The 19,348-nt window shown below is 38.2% G+C and carries 14 protein-coding genes and 1 pseudogene; 7 read left to right on the plus strand and 8 right to left on the minus strand.

The features are described 5' to 3' along the window. Positions 1-94 precede the first annotated feature (94 nt). The 8 genes and pseudogenes from apaG to glgB form a co-directional block, all read right to left on the minus strand. Positions 95-484, minus strand: a complete 390-nt coding sequence (gene apaG, locus QF044_RS09090) for a Co2+/Mg2+ efflux protein ApaG (RefSeq protein ID WP_307266030.1) — start codon at positions 482-484, stop codon at positions 95-97. 80 nt (positions 485-564) lie between these two features. Continuing rightward, a pseudogene (gene odhB, locus QF044_RS09095) lies at positions 565-1,822 on the minus strand (2-oxoglutarate dehydrogenase complex dihydrolipoyllysine-residue succinyltransferase). A gap of 41 nt (positions 1,823-1,863) precedes the next feature. Further along, positions 1,864-4,683, minus strand: coding sequence for a 2-oxoglutarate dehydrogenase E1 component (locus tag QF044_RS09100; RefSeq protein ID WP_307266032.1), 2,820 nt, complete (start codon positions 4,681-4,683; stop codon positions 1,864-1,866). A 124-nt stretch (positions 4,684-4,807) separates the two neighbouring features. Further along, positions 4,808-5,848, minus strand: a complete 1,041-nt coding sequence (locus QF044_RS09105; RefSeq protein WP_307266033.1) for an SRPBCC domain-containing protein — start codon at positions 5,846-5,848, stop codon at positions 4,808-4,810. 253 nt (positions 5,849-6,101) lie between these two features. Next, a complete protein-coding gene (locus QF044_RS09110; protein WP_307266034.1) occupies positions 6,102-7,370 on the minus strand; it encodes a glucose-1-phosphate adenylyltransferase in 1,269 nt (422 codons plus the stop codon). Positions 7,371-7,383: 13 nt separating this feature from the next. Further along, positions 7,384-7,920 carry a hypothetical protein gene (locus QF044_RS09115; RefSeq protein ID WP_307266036.1) on the minus strand — a complete coding sequence of 179 codons (537 nt, stop codon included), beginning with the start codon at positions 7,918-7,920 and terminating at the stop codon, positions 7,384-7,386. A 4-nt stretch (positions 7,921-7,924) separates the two neighbouring features. After that, positions 7,925-9,331 (minus strand): glycogen synthase, encoded by a 1,407-nt coding sequence (locus QF044_RS09120; RefSeq protein ID WP_307266037.1) that lies wholly within the window; start codon positions 9,329-9,331, stop codon positions 7,925-7,927. A 51-nt stretch (positions 9,332-9,382) separates the two neighbouring features. Next, positions 9,383-11,335 carry a 1,4-alpha-glucan branching protein GlgB gene (gene glgB / locus QF044_RS09125; protein WP_307266038.1) on the minus strand — a complete coding sequence of 651 codons (1,953 nt, stop codon included), beginning with the start codon at positions 11,333-11,335 and terminating at the stop codon, positions 9,383-9,385. Positions 11,336-11,538: 203 nt separating this feature from the next. Between glgB and QF044_RS09130 the strand changes: the two genes are divergently transcribed. The 7 genes from QF044_RS09130 (at position 11,539) to QF044_RS09160 (ending at position 19,190) form a co-directional block, all read left to right on the plus strand. After that, on the plus strand, positions 11,539-12,660 hold the full coding sequence (locus QF044_RS09130; RefSeq protein WP_307266040.1) for an alpha/beta hydrolase: 1,122 nt from the start codon (positions 11,539-11,541) through the stop codon (positions 12,658-12,660). After that, on the plus strand, positions 12,657-14,072 hold the full coding sequence (locus QF044_RS09135; RefSeq protein ID WP_307266042.1) for a M17 family metallopeptidase: 1,416 nt from the start codon (positions 12,657-12,659) through the stop codon (positions 14,070-14,072). The genes QF044_RS09130 and QF044_RS09135 overlap by 4 nt, the downstream gene beginning before the upstream one ends. Before the next feature lie 140 nt (positions 14,073-14,212). Continuing rightward, entirely contained in the window at positions 14,213-15,424 is a 1,212-nt protein-coding gene (locus tag QF044_RS09140) for an acetyl-CoA carboxylase biotin carboxylase subunit family protein (protein ID WP_307266043.1), read from the plus strand. A 22-nt stretch (positions 15,425-15,446) separates the two neighbouring features. Next, positions 15,447-16,160, plus strand: a complete 714-nt coding sequence (locus QF044_RS09145) for an alpha/beta hydrolase-fold protein (protein ID WP_307266045.1) — start codon at positions 15,447-15,449, stop codon at positions 16,158-16,160. Between the two features lie 59 nt (positions 16,161-16,219). Further along, complete coding sequence (locus tag QF044_RS09150; protein WP_307266046.1) at positions 16,220-17,173, plus strand: RimK family alpha-L-glutamate ligase; 954 nt, start codon at positions 16,220-16,222, stop codon at positions 17,171-17,173. A gap of 29 nt (positions 17,174-17,202) precedes the next feature. Then, complete coding sequence (locus QF044_RS09155; RefSeq protein ID WP_307266047.1) at positions 17,203-18,321, plus strand: carboxylate-amine ligase; 1,119 nt, start codon at positions 17,203-17,205, stop codon at positions 18,319-18,321. 35 nt (positions 18,322-18,356) lie between these two features. Beyond that, a complete protein-coding gene (locus QF044_RS09160) occupies positions 18,357-19,190 on the plus strand; it encodes a type 1 glutamine amidotransferase (protein ID WP_307266049.1) in 834 nt (277 codons plus the stop codon). Positions 19,191-19,348: the final 158 nt, after the last annotated feature.

Raw genomic sequence — 19,348 nt, forward strand, 5'->3', positions numbered from 1 at the left:
AATAAAATTACATTCTCTTGTCATAGCTTTTTTTGCCTTAACTCTTAAATTAATTTAAAAGGAATAAGCAAGCGTTTATTTATTAAAGGTCTTATCAATTGCTTAACACTTCAGACAGCAGGTTGAACTTCGGGATCTCAATCTCAAAGGTTTCCTGGGTATCCATGTTTTTAACAAGGTATCTCCCACTCATATTTCCTACTCCCGATCGAAGCATGACGTTGGAAAAATAAGCGAAATTATCGCTTGTAGGAATCTCTGGTGTTAATCCTATTACACCATCACCTGTAATCTCAGTGTATCCAAAACCTACGTCGAAGATCAGCCATTTTCTTTTAAGAATTTTAATAGGAAAGCTGCCATCGTTTTCAATCGTAATATTATACTTGAAGACGTAACGGTTTTCAGATGGATAACTGTTTTTACTATCATATTCAGGTATTACTGAAACTTTGATATTGGAAGTCATTTTTGAGAACATCATCTTAGTATTTCTTTAACAGATACAAAAATCTCGCCTTTTTTAAGGCGAGATCGTAAGTTATATTATAATTTTATTAAAATTTATAATCCAAGGCCTTTTCTTTCATCCCCTCCCAGTAGAATTTCAACAGGATTATCGATCCCTTCTTTTACCGCTACAAGGAATCCTACAGATTCTTTTCCATCGATAATTCTGTGGTCATAAGACATAGCCACATACATCATTGGTCTGATGACCACCTGTCCGTCTACTGCTACCGGTCTCTGGATAATATTGTGCATTCCTAAGATTGCAGATTGTGGTGGGTTGATAATCGGTGTAGATAACATAGATCCGAAAGTACCACCGTTTGTAATGGTAAATGTACCGCCAGTCATTTCATCAACCGTAATTTTACCGTCTCTTACTTTGGTAGCAAGATCTTTGATATTAGCTTCTACTCCACTGAAAGACATATTCTCAGCATTTCTCAATACCGGAACCATCAATCCTTTAGGGCCTGAAACCGCAATAGAAATATCACAGAAATCATAATTGATCTTGAAATCTCCGTCAATAGATGCATTTACATCAGGATACATTTGTAGAGCTCTTGTAACCGCTTTGGTAAAGAAAGACATAAAGCCTAATCCTACGCCGTGTTTCTGAGCAAATTCTTCTTTATATAACTTTCTTAATCTGAAGATTTCAGACATATCAACTTCGTTGAAAGTAGTTAACATTGCTGTTTCGTTCTTTACAGAAACCAATCTTGAAGCAATTTTTCTTCTTAGAACCGAAAGTTTAGTTGTTGTCGTTGTTACGTGCTCCTGTTGCAGTAGATGGAGTTCCTCCCAAAGCAGGAACTGCAGCCAATTCTGCATCAGTTTTAGTGATTCTTCCGTCTCTTCCGCTTCCTGAAACCTGTCCAGCTTCAACCCCTTTCTCATCCAGGATCTTTTTAGCTGCAGGAGATGGAGCTCCTGTTGCATAAGTCTGTGGAGCAGCTACCGGAGCAGCTGGTTTTGGAGCTTCTTGTTTAGCCGGTTCAGCAGCCTTCGGAGCTTCTTCCTGTTTAGGAGCTTCAGCAGCAGGTGTGCTTCCGCCTGCCGGTTTAGGAGCATCCACATCAATTAAACAAACTACCTGGCCAACCTGTACTACATCACCCTCTTCTGCTTTTAATGTGATTACACCGCTTTGTTCAGCAGGTAATTCAAGAGTTGCTTTATCTGAGTCTACTTCTGCGATGGGCTGATCTTTTTCTACATAATCACCATCTTTCACAAGCCAAGTTGCAATTTCAACTTCTGTAATGGATTCTCCCGGTGAAGGAACTTTCATTTCTAAAACTGACATATTGAGTATTTTTTATTTTTTTAATTGGGTATTATTCTTAATTACACTGTAACGGGTCTTTTTGCAGGAGCATCATCTCTGTCGAAAACTCTGTTGATCACTGCATTCTGGCTCTTCTCAAACATTTTGTGGCTTCCTGGAGCCGGAGCACCACTTGGTACCGGAGCTACCACCTGGATTCCTGTATCTCTGAAGTTTCTCAGGATATAAGACCATGCTCCCATGTTTTCAGGTTCTTCCTGAGCCCAGATCAGCTGTGTTCTGCTGTCATATTTGCTGAAGATAGCTTCTATAGCCTCTGTGTGAAGCGGGTATAGCTGCTCGAATCTTACCAAAGCAATATTTTCACAGTTAAGTTCTTCTTTCTTCGTTAATAACTCAAAGTACAGTTTCCCTGAACAAAGCACTAATTTCTCAACTTTTTTAGGATCTGCTGTAGGATCGTCCAATACCGGCTGGAATGAACCGTTTGCAAAATCTTCCAACGGAGAAACCACTTTAGGGTGTCTCAACAGAGATTTAGGGCTCATTACAATCAGAGGTTTTCTGAAAGTCCATTTAAGCTGTCTTCTTAATAAGTGGAAATAGTTTGCTGGTGAAGTAACATTTGCTACTACCATATTTTCATTCGCACAAAGCGTTAAGAATCTTTCTAATCTTGCTGAAGAGTGTTCTGCTCCCTGACCTTCTGAACCATGAGGCAATAGCATCACCAATCCGTCCTGGATCTTCCATTTTTCTTCTGCAGCAGCCAGATACTGATCTACGATGATCTGCGCTCCGTTGACAAAGTCTCCGAACTGCGCCTCCCAAATCGTTAATGTATTAGGAGAAGCCATTGCGTATCCGTAGTCGAAACCTAAAACACCATATTCAGAAAGATGAGAGTTGAATACATCAAATCTGCTTTCTGATACATGTCTTAACGGGATATATTCTTCTTCTGTATCTTCAGTTTTCACCACCGCATGTCTGTGTGAGAATGTTCCTCTTTCCACATCTTCTCCGGAAATTCTTACATTATGACCTTCCACAAGCAGTGTAGCATACGCCAACCACTCTCCAAGAGCCCAGTCTAATGAATTTCCTTCAATAGCTTTAACACGGTTATCAAACAGTCTTGTAATTTTATTGATGAACTTTTTATCAGCAGGAAGAGATGACATTTTAATTGCCAGTTCTTTAAGCTTTTCTAAGTCATATTTTGTATCTACAGGAATCTGTACTGCACCTCTTTTTCCGATTGGATAGTTAGTCCAGTCGTCTGCCATGAACAGATCCATTACATTTTTTTCAATCTCTTTGGAAGCATCAAAGTCTTTATCTAAAAGTGCTTTGAAATCTGATTCCATTTTTGCAATCACATCATTGGAAGTGATGCTGTCCTTAAGTAATTTATCTTTATAAATTTCTCTTGGGTTAGGATGTTTTGAAATTAATTTATATAAGTTAGGTTGCGTGAATCTAGGTTCATCACCTTCGTTGTGGCCATATTTTCTGTATCCTAATAGATCAATATAAACGTCTTTCCCAAACTTCGCTCTGAAATCTGCAGCAAAATGCATTGCATGAACTACAGCTTCAGCATCGTCAGCATTAACGTGCATTACAGGAGACTCAGTTACTTTTGCAATATCTGTACAGTAGGTTGAAGATCTGGCATCTGCATAGTTGGTTGTAAATGAAACCTGGTTATTGACAACGATATGAACTGTACCGCCAGTTTTGTATCCTTCCAAAGTCATCATTTGGGCAACTTCATAAGCAATACCCTGACCGGCTAATGCACCGTCACCGTGAATAACGATTGGTAAGATTTTAGAACCGTCACCTTTATATTTATCATCAATCTTGGCACGGCAGATTCCTTCTACAAGAGCTGCTACCGTTTCCAGGTGAGATGGGTTCGGCGTAAGGTTGATCGCTACTTCTTCTCCTGAAGCTGTTTTAACTACTTTGGATGATCCTAAGTGATACTTAACGTCACCGGAAAATACATCTTCTTCAAATTCTTTCCCTTCAAATTCTGAGAAGATTTGCTTGTACGATTTCCCGAAAATATTTGTGAGCACATTCAGTCTTCCTCTGTGAGCCATACCAAGAACCACTTCATCAACTCCCAGCTGAGAAGATCTTGAAATCAATTGATCCAACGCAGGGATCAATGTTTCACCTCCCTCAAGAGAGAATCTTTTTTGTCCGACAAATTTGGTGTGAAGATAATTTTCAAAAGCTACAGCCTGATTCAACTTCAATAAAATATCAGTTTTCTCGTTAGCTGAAAGACTTGGGTGATTTTCGTTCACCTGAAGCCATTTTTTGATGAAATCTTTTTCTTCAACGTTGTTGATGTAGGTATATTCTACCCCGATAGAATCGCAGTAGATACTTTCTAAGTGCTTGATAAGGTCCTGTAGTGTTGCAGGTTCTTTCATCCCTGTTTCAACAGCACAGTTGAATTTTGTATTTAAATCCTCCTTGCTAAGACCAAAGTTCTCGATATCTAAAGTAGGCGTGTAATGTCTTCTTTCTCTTACAGGGTTTGTTTTGGTGAACAAGTGCCCCCTCGTTCTGTAAGCCTCAATAAGGTTTACTACTTTGAATTCTTTTTTGATGTGCTCAGGAACTTCTCCTCCGGCTACTGCCTGAGAAATCTGCTGTACTGCTGCAGGAGCAGCGCTGGCCGGAGCCTGGATGTATTGGATGTTATCGTCATCTCCATAGTTCTCCAAAGCAAAATCAAAGCCTTGAAAGAAGGCTTTCCATGATGGCTCTAAAGAATCCGGGAATTTTAAGTATTGTTGGTATAAATCCTCAATTAACTGAGAATGAGCTGCGTTTAGGAATGAAAATCTGTCCATTATTACAGTTTATCTATTATTAAAATTTATTTGTAGAATTAATCTTCAAATTTAATAAAAAAAACCGAGTTAGGACAGTCTGAAACCGTTAAAAAGTATTAAGAAAAAAATCTTTTAAAAAAAATCACTTAAACACTGATAATGAGAGCTTCATGTTTACCTCCTGCCCTTCAGCCGGACGCTCAATAAAGGTCTGACGGATATCTCCAAAGCGCATCTCATCTTTTTTGGCCTTCTGAATGAGCTGCTGAACCGCCTTTATTCTGCCTTCATAGCTTCCTTTGTAGTACATCACATAATTTTGAGACGGATTCACTGTTCGGAAATTAAAATTATTATCTGTGACTCCAAACTTCTTGGAAAGAGGAATTCCCAGGAAATAGGACACTTCTTTGTCTTTGTAATTATCCGCATCGGTAATCATCACCGGGAAACCGAATTCATCGTCTTTTTTGCCTAAATCCATGGTTACATAGTTATAAATTTTACTGTAATTCATAACAATGTTTTTATAGAGTGATTCTTTTTTGTTGGATGCACTTACATTGATTCCTAAAAGTAATTTATCTTCTTCGTTTTCCACCATTAAGCTGTCGTATTTGATAGAAGCCATCTGGTTATCTTTTTCTACTTTATTCCCGAGCACATTTTTCAGGTTGATCATGCTTTTATTGACATTTTCAGCAAACCGGTCTTCTGTCCAGAAGTTTTCTACTCTTCTCAGTACAGAAAGTTTTGGGGTATGTACATTCCAGGTAATTTTTGTTTTTTCTGCTGAAACGGCTTTAAACTGAACATCAACCACAGTAGGATTTTCATTCCTGTCTTCAAAAAGCTGGTAACGTAAGCTTTTCCCCGGATTTTCGTAACGGATGAACATTTCACCATCGGTATCTTTTTGGGGATCTACATAGCTTATAGCACCGCCCTGACCTTCGTAAGGGGTGTAATAATCTATATCGATAGATTTCGAACTTGTAAAAAAATTGTTCCAGCGGGTAAAATGCTGCAGATTATTGAACTGGGAAAAGACTTTATCTAAGGGATAATCTATTTCTTTTTCTATCTTAAAATCCTTGTTTTCATCCACAAAATAGTACATGGAAGCAGCATAAGCTCCTACCAGCAAAACAAGAATTACGGCTATTATTTTAAAAAAACGCATCGCACAAAAGTAATACAAATAAAAAAAGTGACCAATATCCTGATCACCCCAGTTTTATGTTTAACACTAATTAACCTGAACGAGATTAAAGGCAGGAAGTTGGATGAAGGAAGATAGAAGTTACTGTTTGGAATTTTAATAGCCGACAGTCTTTTTATTTGACTTTTAACTTATTAAAAAAACAGTGAGCACGAGTTAAGCTACTCTTTCATCTGCAAAACTTCCTTCATCCAACTTCTACCTTCTTCTTTTGTTAACCAATATGTGTTCCCGAAGGAAGTACAGCTCCTTTTTTCACGACAACAATTCCATCCTGAACGGAATGGGTACCGTAATCACCATCCGGAATGTGTTTTCCACCGATGATCTTTACATTATCTCCAATGTAACAGTTTTTATCAAGGATTGCTTTTTCAATATAACAGTATTTTCCGATTCCCATATTGGGACGTCCGCTTCTGTCATTCATGACAATTTCTGTAGTATTTTGATAGAAATCAGCGCCCATCACGTAAGAATTGACAATGGTGCTTCCTTTATCTATTCTTGTTCTGTTTCCAATCACGGAATTCTCTATTTTATCAGCCATAATGATGCATCCGTCTCCAAAAACAGCTTTGCTTACATAAGAACCGTTGATTTTTGACGGCGGAAGCATTCTTGCTCTTGTGTAAATAGGTGAAGAAGAAAACAGGTTAAACTGTGGAAGATCCAGACAAAGATCCAGATTCGCTTCGTAAAATGATTCTATGGTTCCAATATCAGTCCAGTAACCTTCGTACTGGTAACTCAATGTTTTATATTTTCCGATTGAGTTTGGAATGATATCTTTCCCAAAATCATCACCCGCACCGTCTTCAAACATTTTTTTTAGGATGGTTCTCGTGAAAATATAAATTCCCATTGAGGCCAGATATTCTTTTCCTTTATGCTTATTTTCCTCTGAAACTTCAGATTTTAAGCCATCCAGGATATCATATTCCGGTTTTTCATAGAAAGAGGTGATATTACCGTCATCATCGGACTTTAAGATACCAAAACCTGTGGCATCTTTTGCCACTACGGGAATGGTCGCAATGGTCACGTCGCCTCCGTTTGCAATGTGAAAATCGAGCATCTCTCTGAAGTCCATCTGGTAAAGCTGGTCACCGGAAAGGATCAGGATATAGTCATAATCATACTTTTCCAGATGCTTCATAGACTGGCGGACAGCATCTGCCGTTCCCTGGTACCAGCTGTCATTTTCCACATTCTGCTCGGCTGCGAGGATATCTACAAATCCTTTGCTGAAAATATCAAAGTGATAGGAATTCTTGATATGTGAATTTAAAGAAGCTGAATTGAACTGTGTTAAAACCAGGATCTTATTCAGTCCCGAGTTCAGGCAGTTGGAAATAGGAATATCTACCAGCCTGTATTTTCCTGCAATAGGAACTGCCGGTTTTGATCTTGAATATGTTAACGGGAATAATCTTGTCCCTCTGCCGCCTCCCAAAACAATGGAGATTACATTTCGTTTCATAGGTATCTTGCGTTTATTGAATTAAATTTACTGTTCTTTCTTTTGTATTCACGGCTACTCTAAAGCATTCTTTATTTTCGTATTGAAGTTCATTATTGTAAACAATGACCTTAAATTCGTCTTCATTATTAAGTTCAAATACTTCTTTGTCTACATTATAGATCTCTATATAATGCTTTTTAAGCTCGTTCCTGAATAATTTATTCGTAATCAGAACATCCATGACATCCACCTTTTTCATCAAGAAATCATCGATATCCTTATTGTATTTTTCTTTCCAGCCTTTGCCCAATTTTCTTTCAATAGCTGCATAGGTCTTTTGGTTTTCGGAATTTACCTTATTTATCATTTTCTGATCAATCATACATCCTGAAACACTTTGGTATTTAATTTTCCATTTTTCGGAAATCCCATCTGCCGCTTCATAAAAATCCATTCTTGGATATCCATAAGTATAAATCCAATAATAGCCTCCAAGATAATTCCCTTTATCTTCTTTACACGAAAAAAGAGTGACCACTATGATCAAAAGAAATCCGGCAACTTTCATGATATCAGCTATTATATAAAGCTATATATTTTTCTGCAGATTTCTCCCATGCAAAATCAAAATTCATATTCGCATGAATAAGATCTTTCATAACGCCCTTCTGATTATAAATTCCGAGGGCCCTGTTTATCGCATGCACAATATCATCTACACCGGGATAGGTAAAATTCAGTCCTGCCCCCCCGGTAGAAATATCTTCTACTGTATCTCTAAGTCCCCCGGTATACCTTACAACGGGAACCGTCCCATATCTCATAGAATACATCTGGTTCAGACCGCATGGCTCTACTCTTGACGGCATGAGCAGAAAGTCTGCTGAGGCATAGATCTTATGGGAAAGATATTCTTTATAACCAAGATCCAAAGCAAAATTGCTGTAGATGTATTCGTATTCTTTCAGTTTGTTTTCAATATAGCTGTTTCCTGAACCCAGGATCATAATATTCAATGCTCCGTAGCTCTGCTTGATGCTTTTCCAAACTACATCCGGAAGGAAATCTGCTCCTTTTTCCGTTGCAAATCTTCCAATAAAGGCAAACAATGGAAGTTCAGGCTTCAACCCGTATTCTTTACAGAGTTTTTCTTTGTTTTTCTTCTTTTGGGCCACCGCATTTTTAATATTGAAATTAAAATCCAGCATCGGATCAGTTTCAGGATCCCAAACTTCGGTATCAATTCCATTGATGATGCCGTATGCTTTTCCGAACTCCTGACGCACCAGGCTTTCCAATCCACGGAAGCTTATAAAAAGCTCTTCCAGATACCCTTCAGAAACTGTTGTGAAGGCATGGGAACATTTGATCATACTCGCCAGTGGATTAATGAGCCCGTTCCAGTCCATCAGTCCCCATTTGTAGGAATCAAAAGAAGGCAAATAATTGGCCATATTCCAGCTCATCATTCCCTGGTACTCCCCGTTATGGATTGTTCCTATTGTTTTTACTCCTTTTAAAAATTCAAATTCAGGACAATGCTGGGTCATAAATGGCACCAGTCCTGTATGATAATCGTGGCAGTGCAGAACATCCGGACGAATCTTCATAGCGCTCAACCAATGGAGCACACCGTGTTGAAAAGCGATAAACTGAAAACTTTCATCCTGATAACCGTAAGGATTTTCTCTGTCTAAAAGCCCCGGAATTTTTACCATATAAAGCTCAAATCCCAAAACATCGGATTTCTCCTTCATGACCTGCACCTGGAGCATATCCGGACCCTGATGAATAAAACCATCAAAAACTATGTCAAACTCATGATCATGAACAAAAGATTTGTTGTACCATGGCATAACTACCTTAGCATCTACTCCTTTTATTTTATTCTGGTACTTAGGTAATGCTCCCACAACATCCGCAAGACCTCCTACCTTCGCAATGGGATAACATTCTGTACTCAAGTGATATATTACCATAATTTCAATGTCATTTGTATTTTTTCATGCTTCTTTTAGCCTTCAGCAGCATTATAATTTATTTTTAAGTTTTATTCTATGTAATTTATATTTTTTATCTTTTTTCTGTCTTAAAATAATTCCCGCCAATGGTGGAAGTTTTATTGTAAGAGATTTCGGGTGTCGCATCCATTCTTCATTTTTTTCATTTAAAATTTCAGCATCAACACCGCTTCCGTTATATTGCTGTTCATCGGAATTAAAGATTACTTCCCAATGGGTTCCTGAATTCACTCCAATTTTATAGTCTAAAACATTCGGGGTAAGATTCAAAATCACCATTAAAATATCATCTCTTTTTTTTCCTTTTCTAAGATACACATACACAGAATTCTCCAGATCATCAGCTTCCACCCATTCAAAACCGTTTTTATTGAACTGATTTTCGTAAAATGCAGTTTCATCACGGTAGAGATGATTAAGATCTTTTATAAGAGTCTGTGTTCCTTTGTGAACAGGATACTGTAGCAGGTGCCAGTCCAGGCTCCTGGTGAAATTCCATTCTCCTGTCTGAGCAAATTCATCTCCCATAAAGAGAAGCTTTGCGCCCGGGTGTGTAAACATATACACGTAAAGGGCCCGGAGATTGGCGAATTTCTGCCATTCGTCACCGGGCATTTTATAGATAAGACTTGCTTTTCCGTGGACCACTTCATCATGCGACAGCGGCATCATATAATTTTCATTATACATATAGACAGATGCAAAAGTGATTTTGTGGTGATGGTATTTCCTGTTTTCCGGAGCTTCTTTAAAATAATCAAGCGTATCATGCATCCATCCCATCATCCATTTCATTCCAAAGCCTACCCCACCTGCATGAACGGGTTTGGTAAGTAGTGGAAAATCTGAACTTTCTTCCGCTATCGTGATAATACTGTTGCCAAATTCTTTATAAACTGCGGTATTGAATTCCTGCAGGAAAGCTTTGGCTTCAAGATTGACGTTTCCTCCTTCTATATTATGTTCCCACTCGCCTTCATTCCTTGAATAATCGAGATGAAGCATTGAGGTAACAGCATCCACACGAAGCCCGTCGGCATGGTAACGTTCCAGCCAGAACATCGCATTGGAGATCAGAAAAGATTTAACCTCATTCCTGCCGTAGTTAAAAATATAGGATTTCCAATCCGGATGAAAACCTTTTCTCGGATCTTCATGTTCATATAAATAAGAGCCGTCAAAACGGTGAAGCCCATTGGCATCGCCGGGAAAATGAGACGGTACCCAATCTAAAATAACTCCGATTTCATTTTTATGAAGCTCATCAATCAGAAACATGAGATCCTGTGGTGAACCAAAACGGGAAGTAGCCGCATAGAATCCTGTAATCTGGTATCCCCAGCTCGGATCATAAGGATATTCCATAACCGGCATGAATTCTACATGTGTAAAGCCCATTTCCTTTGTATAAGGGACTAATTTCTCAGCAATATCCCTGTAATTTAAATACTTGTCCGGAGCATCATCCTGTCTTACCCATGAACCTAAATGGAGTTCGTAAACGGATATCGGAGCATCAAGACTGTTCTTTTTCCAGCGGCCTTCCATCCATTCTTTATCATTCCATTCATACCATGTGGTGGAAACCAACGATGCGGCCTGTAGGTTCTGTTCCCAGCTTAAGGCATAAGGATCACTTTTTTCCAGTATTTCACCTCTTGCCGTTTCTATAGCATATTTATATAAAGTACCCCAGTTGAGTCCTTCAATAAAGCCTTCCCAGATCCCGGATCCGTCCCATCTCGGGAACAGAATATGATCTTTATGATTCCAGTTATTGAAATTTCCTATGACAGAAACTTTTTTTGCATTGGGAGCCCAAACCGAAAAATAAACGCCTTTTACCCCATCTTTTTCAGCAGCATGCGCTCCAAATTTCCCATACAGCTTATAATGCCGGCCTTCTTTAAAAAGGTAGACATCGTGGTCAGTGAACAGTGTATAGGTTTTAACAGAATTCATCAAGATATTGTTGTACTTTATTTTTCCCTGAAACTACGAAAATTCCCAGCAATAACGTTTAAATTATTAATCAAATAATTATTATGTTAACTACTTTCTTTTTAGCGTATTGATCAAATATATTATTTTTTTCATTCATTTTTTTATGATTTTAGAACAAACTTTTTTATAAATTTAGCTTTCAATTATATTAAACACAAATAATGAGGTTTGAACTTTATACTGAAGAAAGCGATGACAGAACGGTGTATATCACCGGAAATTTCAACAACTGGAATCCCAGAGATTCCAATTATCAGCTTAAACAGCTGGATCCGCACAATTATTTTATAGAGATCGGGAACGAAATCCTTCCGGATATTGTGGAATACAAATTCACCAAAGGAGGCTGGGAAAACGTTGAACTCGATAAGTACGGAAATATCACCCCCAACCGTAAAGCTGAAAAAACTGCCGGGAAAACATCTGATACTATAGAGAAATGGCGACTCAACTGGGGACCTTTCAAAAAGGAATTCTTCCCTATTGCAGAAGTTATTTCAGAGGAATTTTATATTCCACAGCTCGACCGTTACCGTAAAATATGGGCAGTTCTGCCATTTGATTATTATGTCTCTGATAAACGATATCCTGTACTTTACCTTCAGGATGCCCAAAATCTTTTCAATGAAGGAAGCGGGTATGGAAACTGGGAAATCGACAAAAAGCTTTCCATTCTTGCAGAATACGGCCGTGGCGACGTCATTATCATTGCGATAGAACATGGAAGCGAAGAGCGCATCAAGGAATATATTTTTGACAATGACAATATAGCCAACGGATCAGAAGGTAAAAAATACATCCGTTTCATTACAGATACATTAAAACCTTTTGTGGATGAACATTACCGTACCCATAAAGACCGTGACAATACAGGTATTGGGGGAAGTTCTTTAGGTGCTCTGATCAGTATTTACAGTGGGTTTCTTTATCCCGAGGTCTATTCTAAACTGCTGATCTTCTCCCCTTCACTTTGGGTGGAACCTAACAATAACTTTCCGATGATGAACTTCAGGGTTCCTTTTAAAACAAAAATTTATCTTTATGGCGGCGGTCAGGAAGGTTCTAAAATGGTAAAAAGAATTCATGTTTTTGAAGAATATTTAAAACGCTGGGAAAAGAAGAACCTTTTTGATTTTGAATTCAAAACCAGCATCAATCCGGAAGGAACGCATAGCGAATTTTACTGGTCACAGGAATTCCCAAGAGCAATTGAATGGCTTTTCTATGACAATACTGAAAATCCGGTAGAAGTAAAACCACAACAACAGAGCATTAAATTATGAGATTAATTAATAAAAAAAATAAAAGCTATAGCCAGATTTTCCAACTTTTCACCGAGGAAGAATGGACAAAATCCAGCAAAAATTATAATAAAAATGTTTCCTCTTTTTTTTCGGGAAAGAAATATGAGGTATTCATCCATACCGACGAAGAAAGTGTTACTTATCTTATTGGTTTAGGAAAATCTGCACTACAAAATTTCGAAGTACAGCAAGTTGCTGTTAAATTCACCCAAACCCAGAAAGAAAAGCTTCAGGCTGCTTCTACTCTTGTTTTAGCAGACTTCCTTAGTGAACGACAGTTTGAAGAATTTGTAAAAGGCTTACTTTTAGGAACATATAGTTATCCATTCAATAAAAAACATGTATTCTGGAACACTAAATTTGAAATTCACTTTGAAAATTTCAGCCAAAAAAAACTAGATACCATCTGTTCAAAAGCCGAAGCGCTGGCCAACGGACAAACTGCCTGCCAGGAATGGCTGAATAAGCCGGCTAATCTAAAGAAACCGGAAATCCTAAGTGCCTATCTTAAAGGTTTAGCGAAGAAATATGAATTAAAATATACGGCGTTCAACAGGAAAAAGTGCGAGGAGCTTGGATTGGGCGCTTATCTCTCAGTTAATCAAGGAAGTGCTTATGACGCTGCTTTTACGATCATCGAATATAAAACTACGGTTAAAAATGCCAAAACATTAGGCCTGGTAGGAAAATGTGTCCTTTTTGATACGGGAGGTGTTTCCTTGAAGGATCATAACAATATGCATTATATGAAATCTGATATGGGCGGTGCTACAGCCGTTATCGGAACACTGATCTACGCTGCAGAAATGAAACTTCCGGTGAACATCGTTGCTGTACTTCCTATCACGGACAATGCTATTTCTGAGAATGCTTTTCTTCCAAGCGATGTCATTACAGCCTATAACGGAAAAACCATCGAGGTGCTTAATACAGATGCAGAAGGAAGAATGATCCTTGCTGACGGTCTTTCTTATCTGGCTAAGAATTATAAAACAGATTTCCTTATTGATCTTGCCACTTTGACCGGAAGTTCTGTGAGGATGTTTGGTGATACTTGTGGGGCCTTATTTTCCAATAATGAGAAACTGAAGGATCTTCTGATAAAAACTGGAGATATCACTAACCAAAGACTTTGGAATCTTCCTTTATGGGACGTTTGGAAAGATGATATTCAGTCTGATGTGGCAGACCTTAAAAATATATCAATGAAACCGATCGGTGACTGTATTATAGCAGCAAAATTCTTAGAACAGTTCATTGAAAATCATCCAAAATGGGCACATCTTGATATCGCAGGGGTTGCTTTTGGAAGTACAGGATATGCAAAAGAAAAAGCAGCAACCGGCTTTGGAGTGCAGTTACTGGCCGATTTAATTGAAAATTATCATTAAAAATTAGTTTTTTTCAAAATTTCTCTGTATACTTGAGTATAGATTCTCAAAAACGCAGTTTATTTCTATTTTTAACATTAAATAATCAATAGAAATTTACTTTTATATTTGATAATTTACTAAAAATATAAAAACATTATATGGAGGAGAAAACTATAGTATGTATTTCGTGCTATTACAAGGGCTATGACTTCATGGATGAAATGAAAAAGCTCGGTAACAAAATTATCTTAGTAACATCGGAGAGTCTTAAGGAGAAAAACTGGCCATGGCAAGCCATAGATGAAGTATTCTATATGCCTGAGTTAAAACCGTCGGTCTGGAACCTGGAACATCTGGTTCAGGGTTTTTCGCACCTGATGAAAACCAGGAAAATAGATGCTGTTGTCGCTCTTGATGATTATGACGTAGAAAAAGCAGCACTGATCAGAGAAACCTTTCGTATTCCCGGAATGGGACAGACCACACACCGGTATTTTAGAGACAAACTGGCCATGCGTCAAAAAGCTAAAGATTCAGGAATTAATGTTCCTGAGTTTACAGCAGTTTTTAATAATGATGAGGTCAATCGTTTTATAGAAAAAGTTCCTGGTCCCTGGGTATTAAAGCCCCGCTCGGAAGCATCAGCATCAGGCATCAAAAAATTATCCTCCAAAGAAGAGCTTTGGAACGAACTGGATGCTCTTGGAGAAGAGCGCCATCTGTTTTTATTGGAAAGCTTTAAGCCCGGTGATGTTTATCATGTGGACAGCCTCACTTTTAATAAAGAAATTGTATTCACTTCTGCATCCAAATATCTTGCTCCTCCCATGCAGGTTTCTCATGAAGGCGGTGTATTCAGATCGAAAACATTGGGACGATATTCGGAAGAATTTAAAGCCCTTGATGAGGTAAATGGAAAGGTTCTTTCCAGTTTTGGACTTCTCAACGGAGCTACCCATACTGAATTTATCCGGGGAAAGGCAGACGGAAAATGGTATTTCCTTGAAACCTCTTCCAGGGTTGGTGGTGCACACATTCCGGATCTGGTAGAAGCTTCCAGCAATATTAATATCTGGCGTGAATGGGCAAAAATTGAAGATGCCTTATTACGTGGAAAGAGCTACGAAGCCTCAAAACCCACCGGTTATTATTCAGGTCTCATCATTGCTTTGATCAAAGATAAACATCCTGATTACAGTGCTTTTGAAAGTGAAGAAGCTGTAAAATTCCTTCCGATCGACCATCACGTTGGAATTGTCTACAAATCCAGCGATCCGGAGATTATACAGGAAAGATTGGATAGCGCTGCAGAAAAGATCCAGGCAGAAATGTTAAACATCCTTCCTCCAAAAAGCAAATTGACAAGCTAAACACAATAAAAGAAATTTATCAATGCCGCATATAGAACATACAGATTATTATTCAAATATATTAGGAACAAGCCTTAAAGTAGAAGTTACCGGACATTATGGACACCCGATCATCATGTTTCCAACTTCTCAGGGCCAGTATACCCAAAACCATGATTTTCATCTAAACGGAAGTATCAACTGGTTCATAGAACAGGGAAAAGTAAAGCTATACAACGTTCAGACCATTGATGCATGGAGTTTTTATGATGAAACGATTTCTCCTCAAAAAAGAATAAAGAATTATGAGCTGTACATGCAGTTCCTGATCCAGGAATTTATACCGTATATCCAAAAGATCCACAAAACACACCGTGTAGCAGTGGCTGGGGCAAGTTTTGGAGGTTATCATGCCGCTAACTTTGCCTTCAGGTTTCCGGATGTGGTCTCTCATCTGTTCTGTCTTTCAGGAGCTTTCAGCATCAGGAATTTCATGGACGGATATTCGGATGAACTGGTTTATTTTAACTGTCCGAAAGAGTTCGTAAAGAATGATGAAGCCTGGAAATATAAGCACATGCACATCGTACTGAGCACCTCTGATCAGGATATCTGCAGGGATAAAAACATTGAAATGGCTGACATTTTAAGATCAAAAGGAATAGATTTCTGGTATGATGAGAGAAAATGGATCAATCACGACTGGCCATTATGGAGGATGGTTTTTCCAACATTTATAGGTGCGTTTTTTTCCTAGAAAACCGTACATTTAAGAAGATAAAATAGTAAAATATACACCAATTAAAAACAGAAATTATGGCAAAAAAAGTGGGAATTCTATTCGGTATGGAAGATACGTTTCCTTGGGCATTTATCGACAAGGTAAATGAATTGGGCGGCGGAGAGATCATTGCTGAACCGGTAACTATTGACAAACTGGAACAGGGTGCTGATTATGGTTATGCAGTCATTATTGATAGAATTTCGCAGGATGTTCCTTTCTACAGAGCTTATTTAAAAAATGCAGCACTGAACGGAACTTATGTAATCAATAATCCGTTTTGGTGGAGTGCCGATGAAAAATTCTTCAACAATGCATTGATGTCAAAACTGGGTATTCCTCTGCCTAAAACGGTACTGCTTCCTTCGCACGAAAGACCGACTAACACTTCAGAAACCTCATTCAGGAACCTGAAATTTCCCCACGACTGGGAATATATTTTTGATTATGTAGGGTTTCCTGCTTATATGAAACCTCATGATGGTGGCGGATGGAAAAGTGTATACAGAGTGGAAAATCCTGACGATCTTTGGAATAAATTGAGCGAAACAGAGCAGTTGGTCATGATGGTGCAGGAGGAAATTATTTTCGATGATTACTACAGGGTGTATTGCCTGGGTAAAAAATACGTTCATATTATGCCTTACGAGCCCCGGAATGCTCCTCATTTAAGATATGCAACAACGCATCAGACGCAAGGAGAAGAGCTGGAAAAATTATTAAAAACCATTCATGATTACACGATTACCATGAATGAGGCGCTGGGCTATGATTTCAATACGGTAGAATTTGCGATCAGAGATGGAATTCCCTATGCTATAGATTTCTGTAATCCGGCTCCTGATGCAGACAGAAATGCTGTAGGGGAAGAAAATTTCGCATGGATTGTAGAGCATTCTGCTAAGCTGGCTATTGAAAAAGCCAAAGAATATGTTCCGGGAAAAACCAATATTTCATGGGGAACTTTTGTAAAAGATTCAGCCAGATAAACTTAAAAAAATAAAAAACACGAAAAGAAATGCATCAGTTTACTATAGGAATCGAAGAAGAATATCAGATCATTGATGTTGAGAGCAGAGACTTAATATCTCATGTTTCCAAGATCATCGAAGGTGGAAAAGCCGTTTTAAGTGAAAATTTAAAACATGAGATGCACGAATCCATGATTGAAATGGAAACGAGAATCTGCCAGAATATCCAGGAAGCACAAGCCGAATTAACAAATTTAAGAAGGCACCTTATCAACACTGCTCACGAACAGGGCTTGCGTGTATCCGGTGGTGGAACACATCCTTTTTCAAATTGGGAACATAACACAATCACCAATGGGGAACGTTACAACAAAATTGTAGACGATATGGGCGATGTTGCCCGTGGTAATCTTATTTTCGGACTGCATGTACACATCGGGATTCCGAGCCGTGAAGAAGGAGTAAGAATTCAGAATGTCATGCGCTATTTCCTGCCTCATGTTTACGCCTTATCGGTTAATTCTCCATTTTGGATTGGTAGAAATACAGGATTCAAATCTTACAGACAGGAAATCTTCGTGAAATTTCCGAGGACGGGAATTCCAAGTTATTTTAATTCCCTTGCAGAATTTGACAGTTATGTTGATCTTCTGGTAAAAACAGGAACAATTGACAATGCAAAGAAAATATGGTGGGATCTGAGGGTTCATCCGTTCTACCCTACTATTGAATTCAGAATCTGTGATATGCCTTTAAGAATAGAAGAAACAGTCTGTCTTGCCGCTATCATGCAGAGTTTAGTAGCTAAAATCTACAAATTGCATCAGCAAAATTTAAGTTTCAGAAGCTACAGAAGATTATTGCTTAATGAAAATAAATGGAGGGCTTCCAAAGATGGAATACATTCCCATTTAATTGATTTCGGTAAAGAAGAATCTGTTCCCTATCCTGATCTGTTAAAAGAATTGCTGGAATTTATTGATGATGTAGTAGATGAATTAGGATGCAGAAAAGAAGTTGAATACGCATGGACTATTTTGAAAAACGGAACCGGAGCCGACAGACAGCTTAAAGTATATGAGGAAACAGGTGATTTAACAAAAGTGGTAGACTATATGATCTCTGAAACAGAGTATAGCATAACACATGGCGAAACGGCTTCATAATATTTTCGGTAACTTTGTAAAAAATATGAAGTAGTATGAAAGATATTCGAATTGCTTTGGTAGACATGAACAACAATCATGTAAATCAGGGCTTTAGAAATATTAAAGAAATTTCGGAAGCATTCCAAAAGAGCTGTGAAGAAAACGTTATCATCAAAACATTTGATGTAAGGTTTAAGGATGAAATACCGGACATTAAGGATTTTGACATCTTTATTTCTTCAGGCGGGCCGGGAAATCCTCACAGGGAAGGTCTGGAATGGGAAGAAAGATATGCCCATTTCCTGGATTCCGTTTTGGAGCACAACCAATATAATGAAGATAAAAAATATCTTTTCCTGATATGCCACTCATTCCAACTGGCAAGCATTCATTGGAAACTGGGTAATATCTGTAAAAGACGATCATATTCATTTGGGGTAATGCCCATTCATAAAACAGAAGACGGGGAGCAGGAATTTTTATTCAAAAATCTCCAGGACCCTTTCTATGCAGTAGATTCAAGAGCTTACCAGTTCATTGAACCAGATATGGATCGTTTTGATGAATTAGGAATGAAAATCACGGCTATTGAAAAATCCAGACCGCACATCAACCTTGAAAGAGCGGTAATGGCAGTCCGTTTCTCAGATGAAATATTCGGAACACAGTTCCATCCTGAAGCTGATCCAAAAGGTATGATTGAAAACCTGAAAGATGAGAAGAACAAATTAGCGATGATCGAAAACTTCGGAATGGAAAAATATCTTGAAACGGTAGACAGAATAGATGATGAAGACAAGATCATTCTCACCAGAAGCCAAATCCTGCCAAGATTCCTTCAGTCAGCAAAAAAAAACATTTTGAAAGAAAGTGAAGCTTTAGCTTAAACATTTTTGAAATAGTAATATACTTCGACTTCGGTCAGCATGACATTCTAATACAATCTGTCTTTTTGAACCGTCACGAAGTCAAAGCATACACGCAAAATTATCAATCACTAAATCGGGCAGGAATGCTCGATTTTTTAAAATCAAATCACAAAGAA

The organism is Chryseobacterium sp. W4I1 (genome assembly GCF_030816115.1).
Lineage (GTDB): Bacteria > Bacteroidota > Bacteroidia > Flavobacteriales > Weeksellaceae > Chryseobacterium.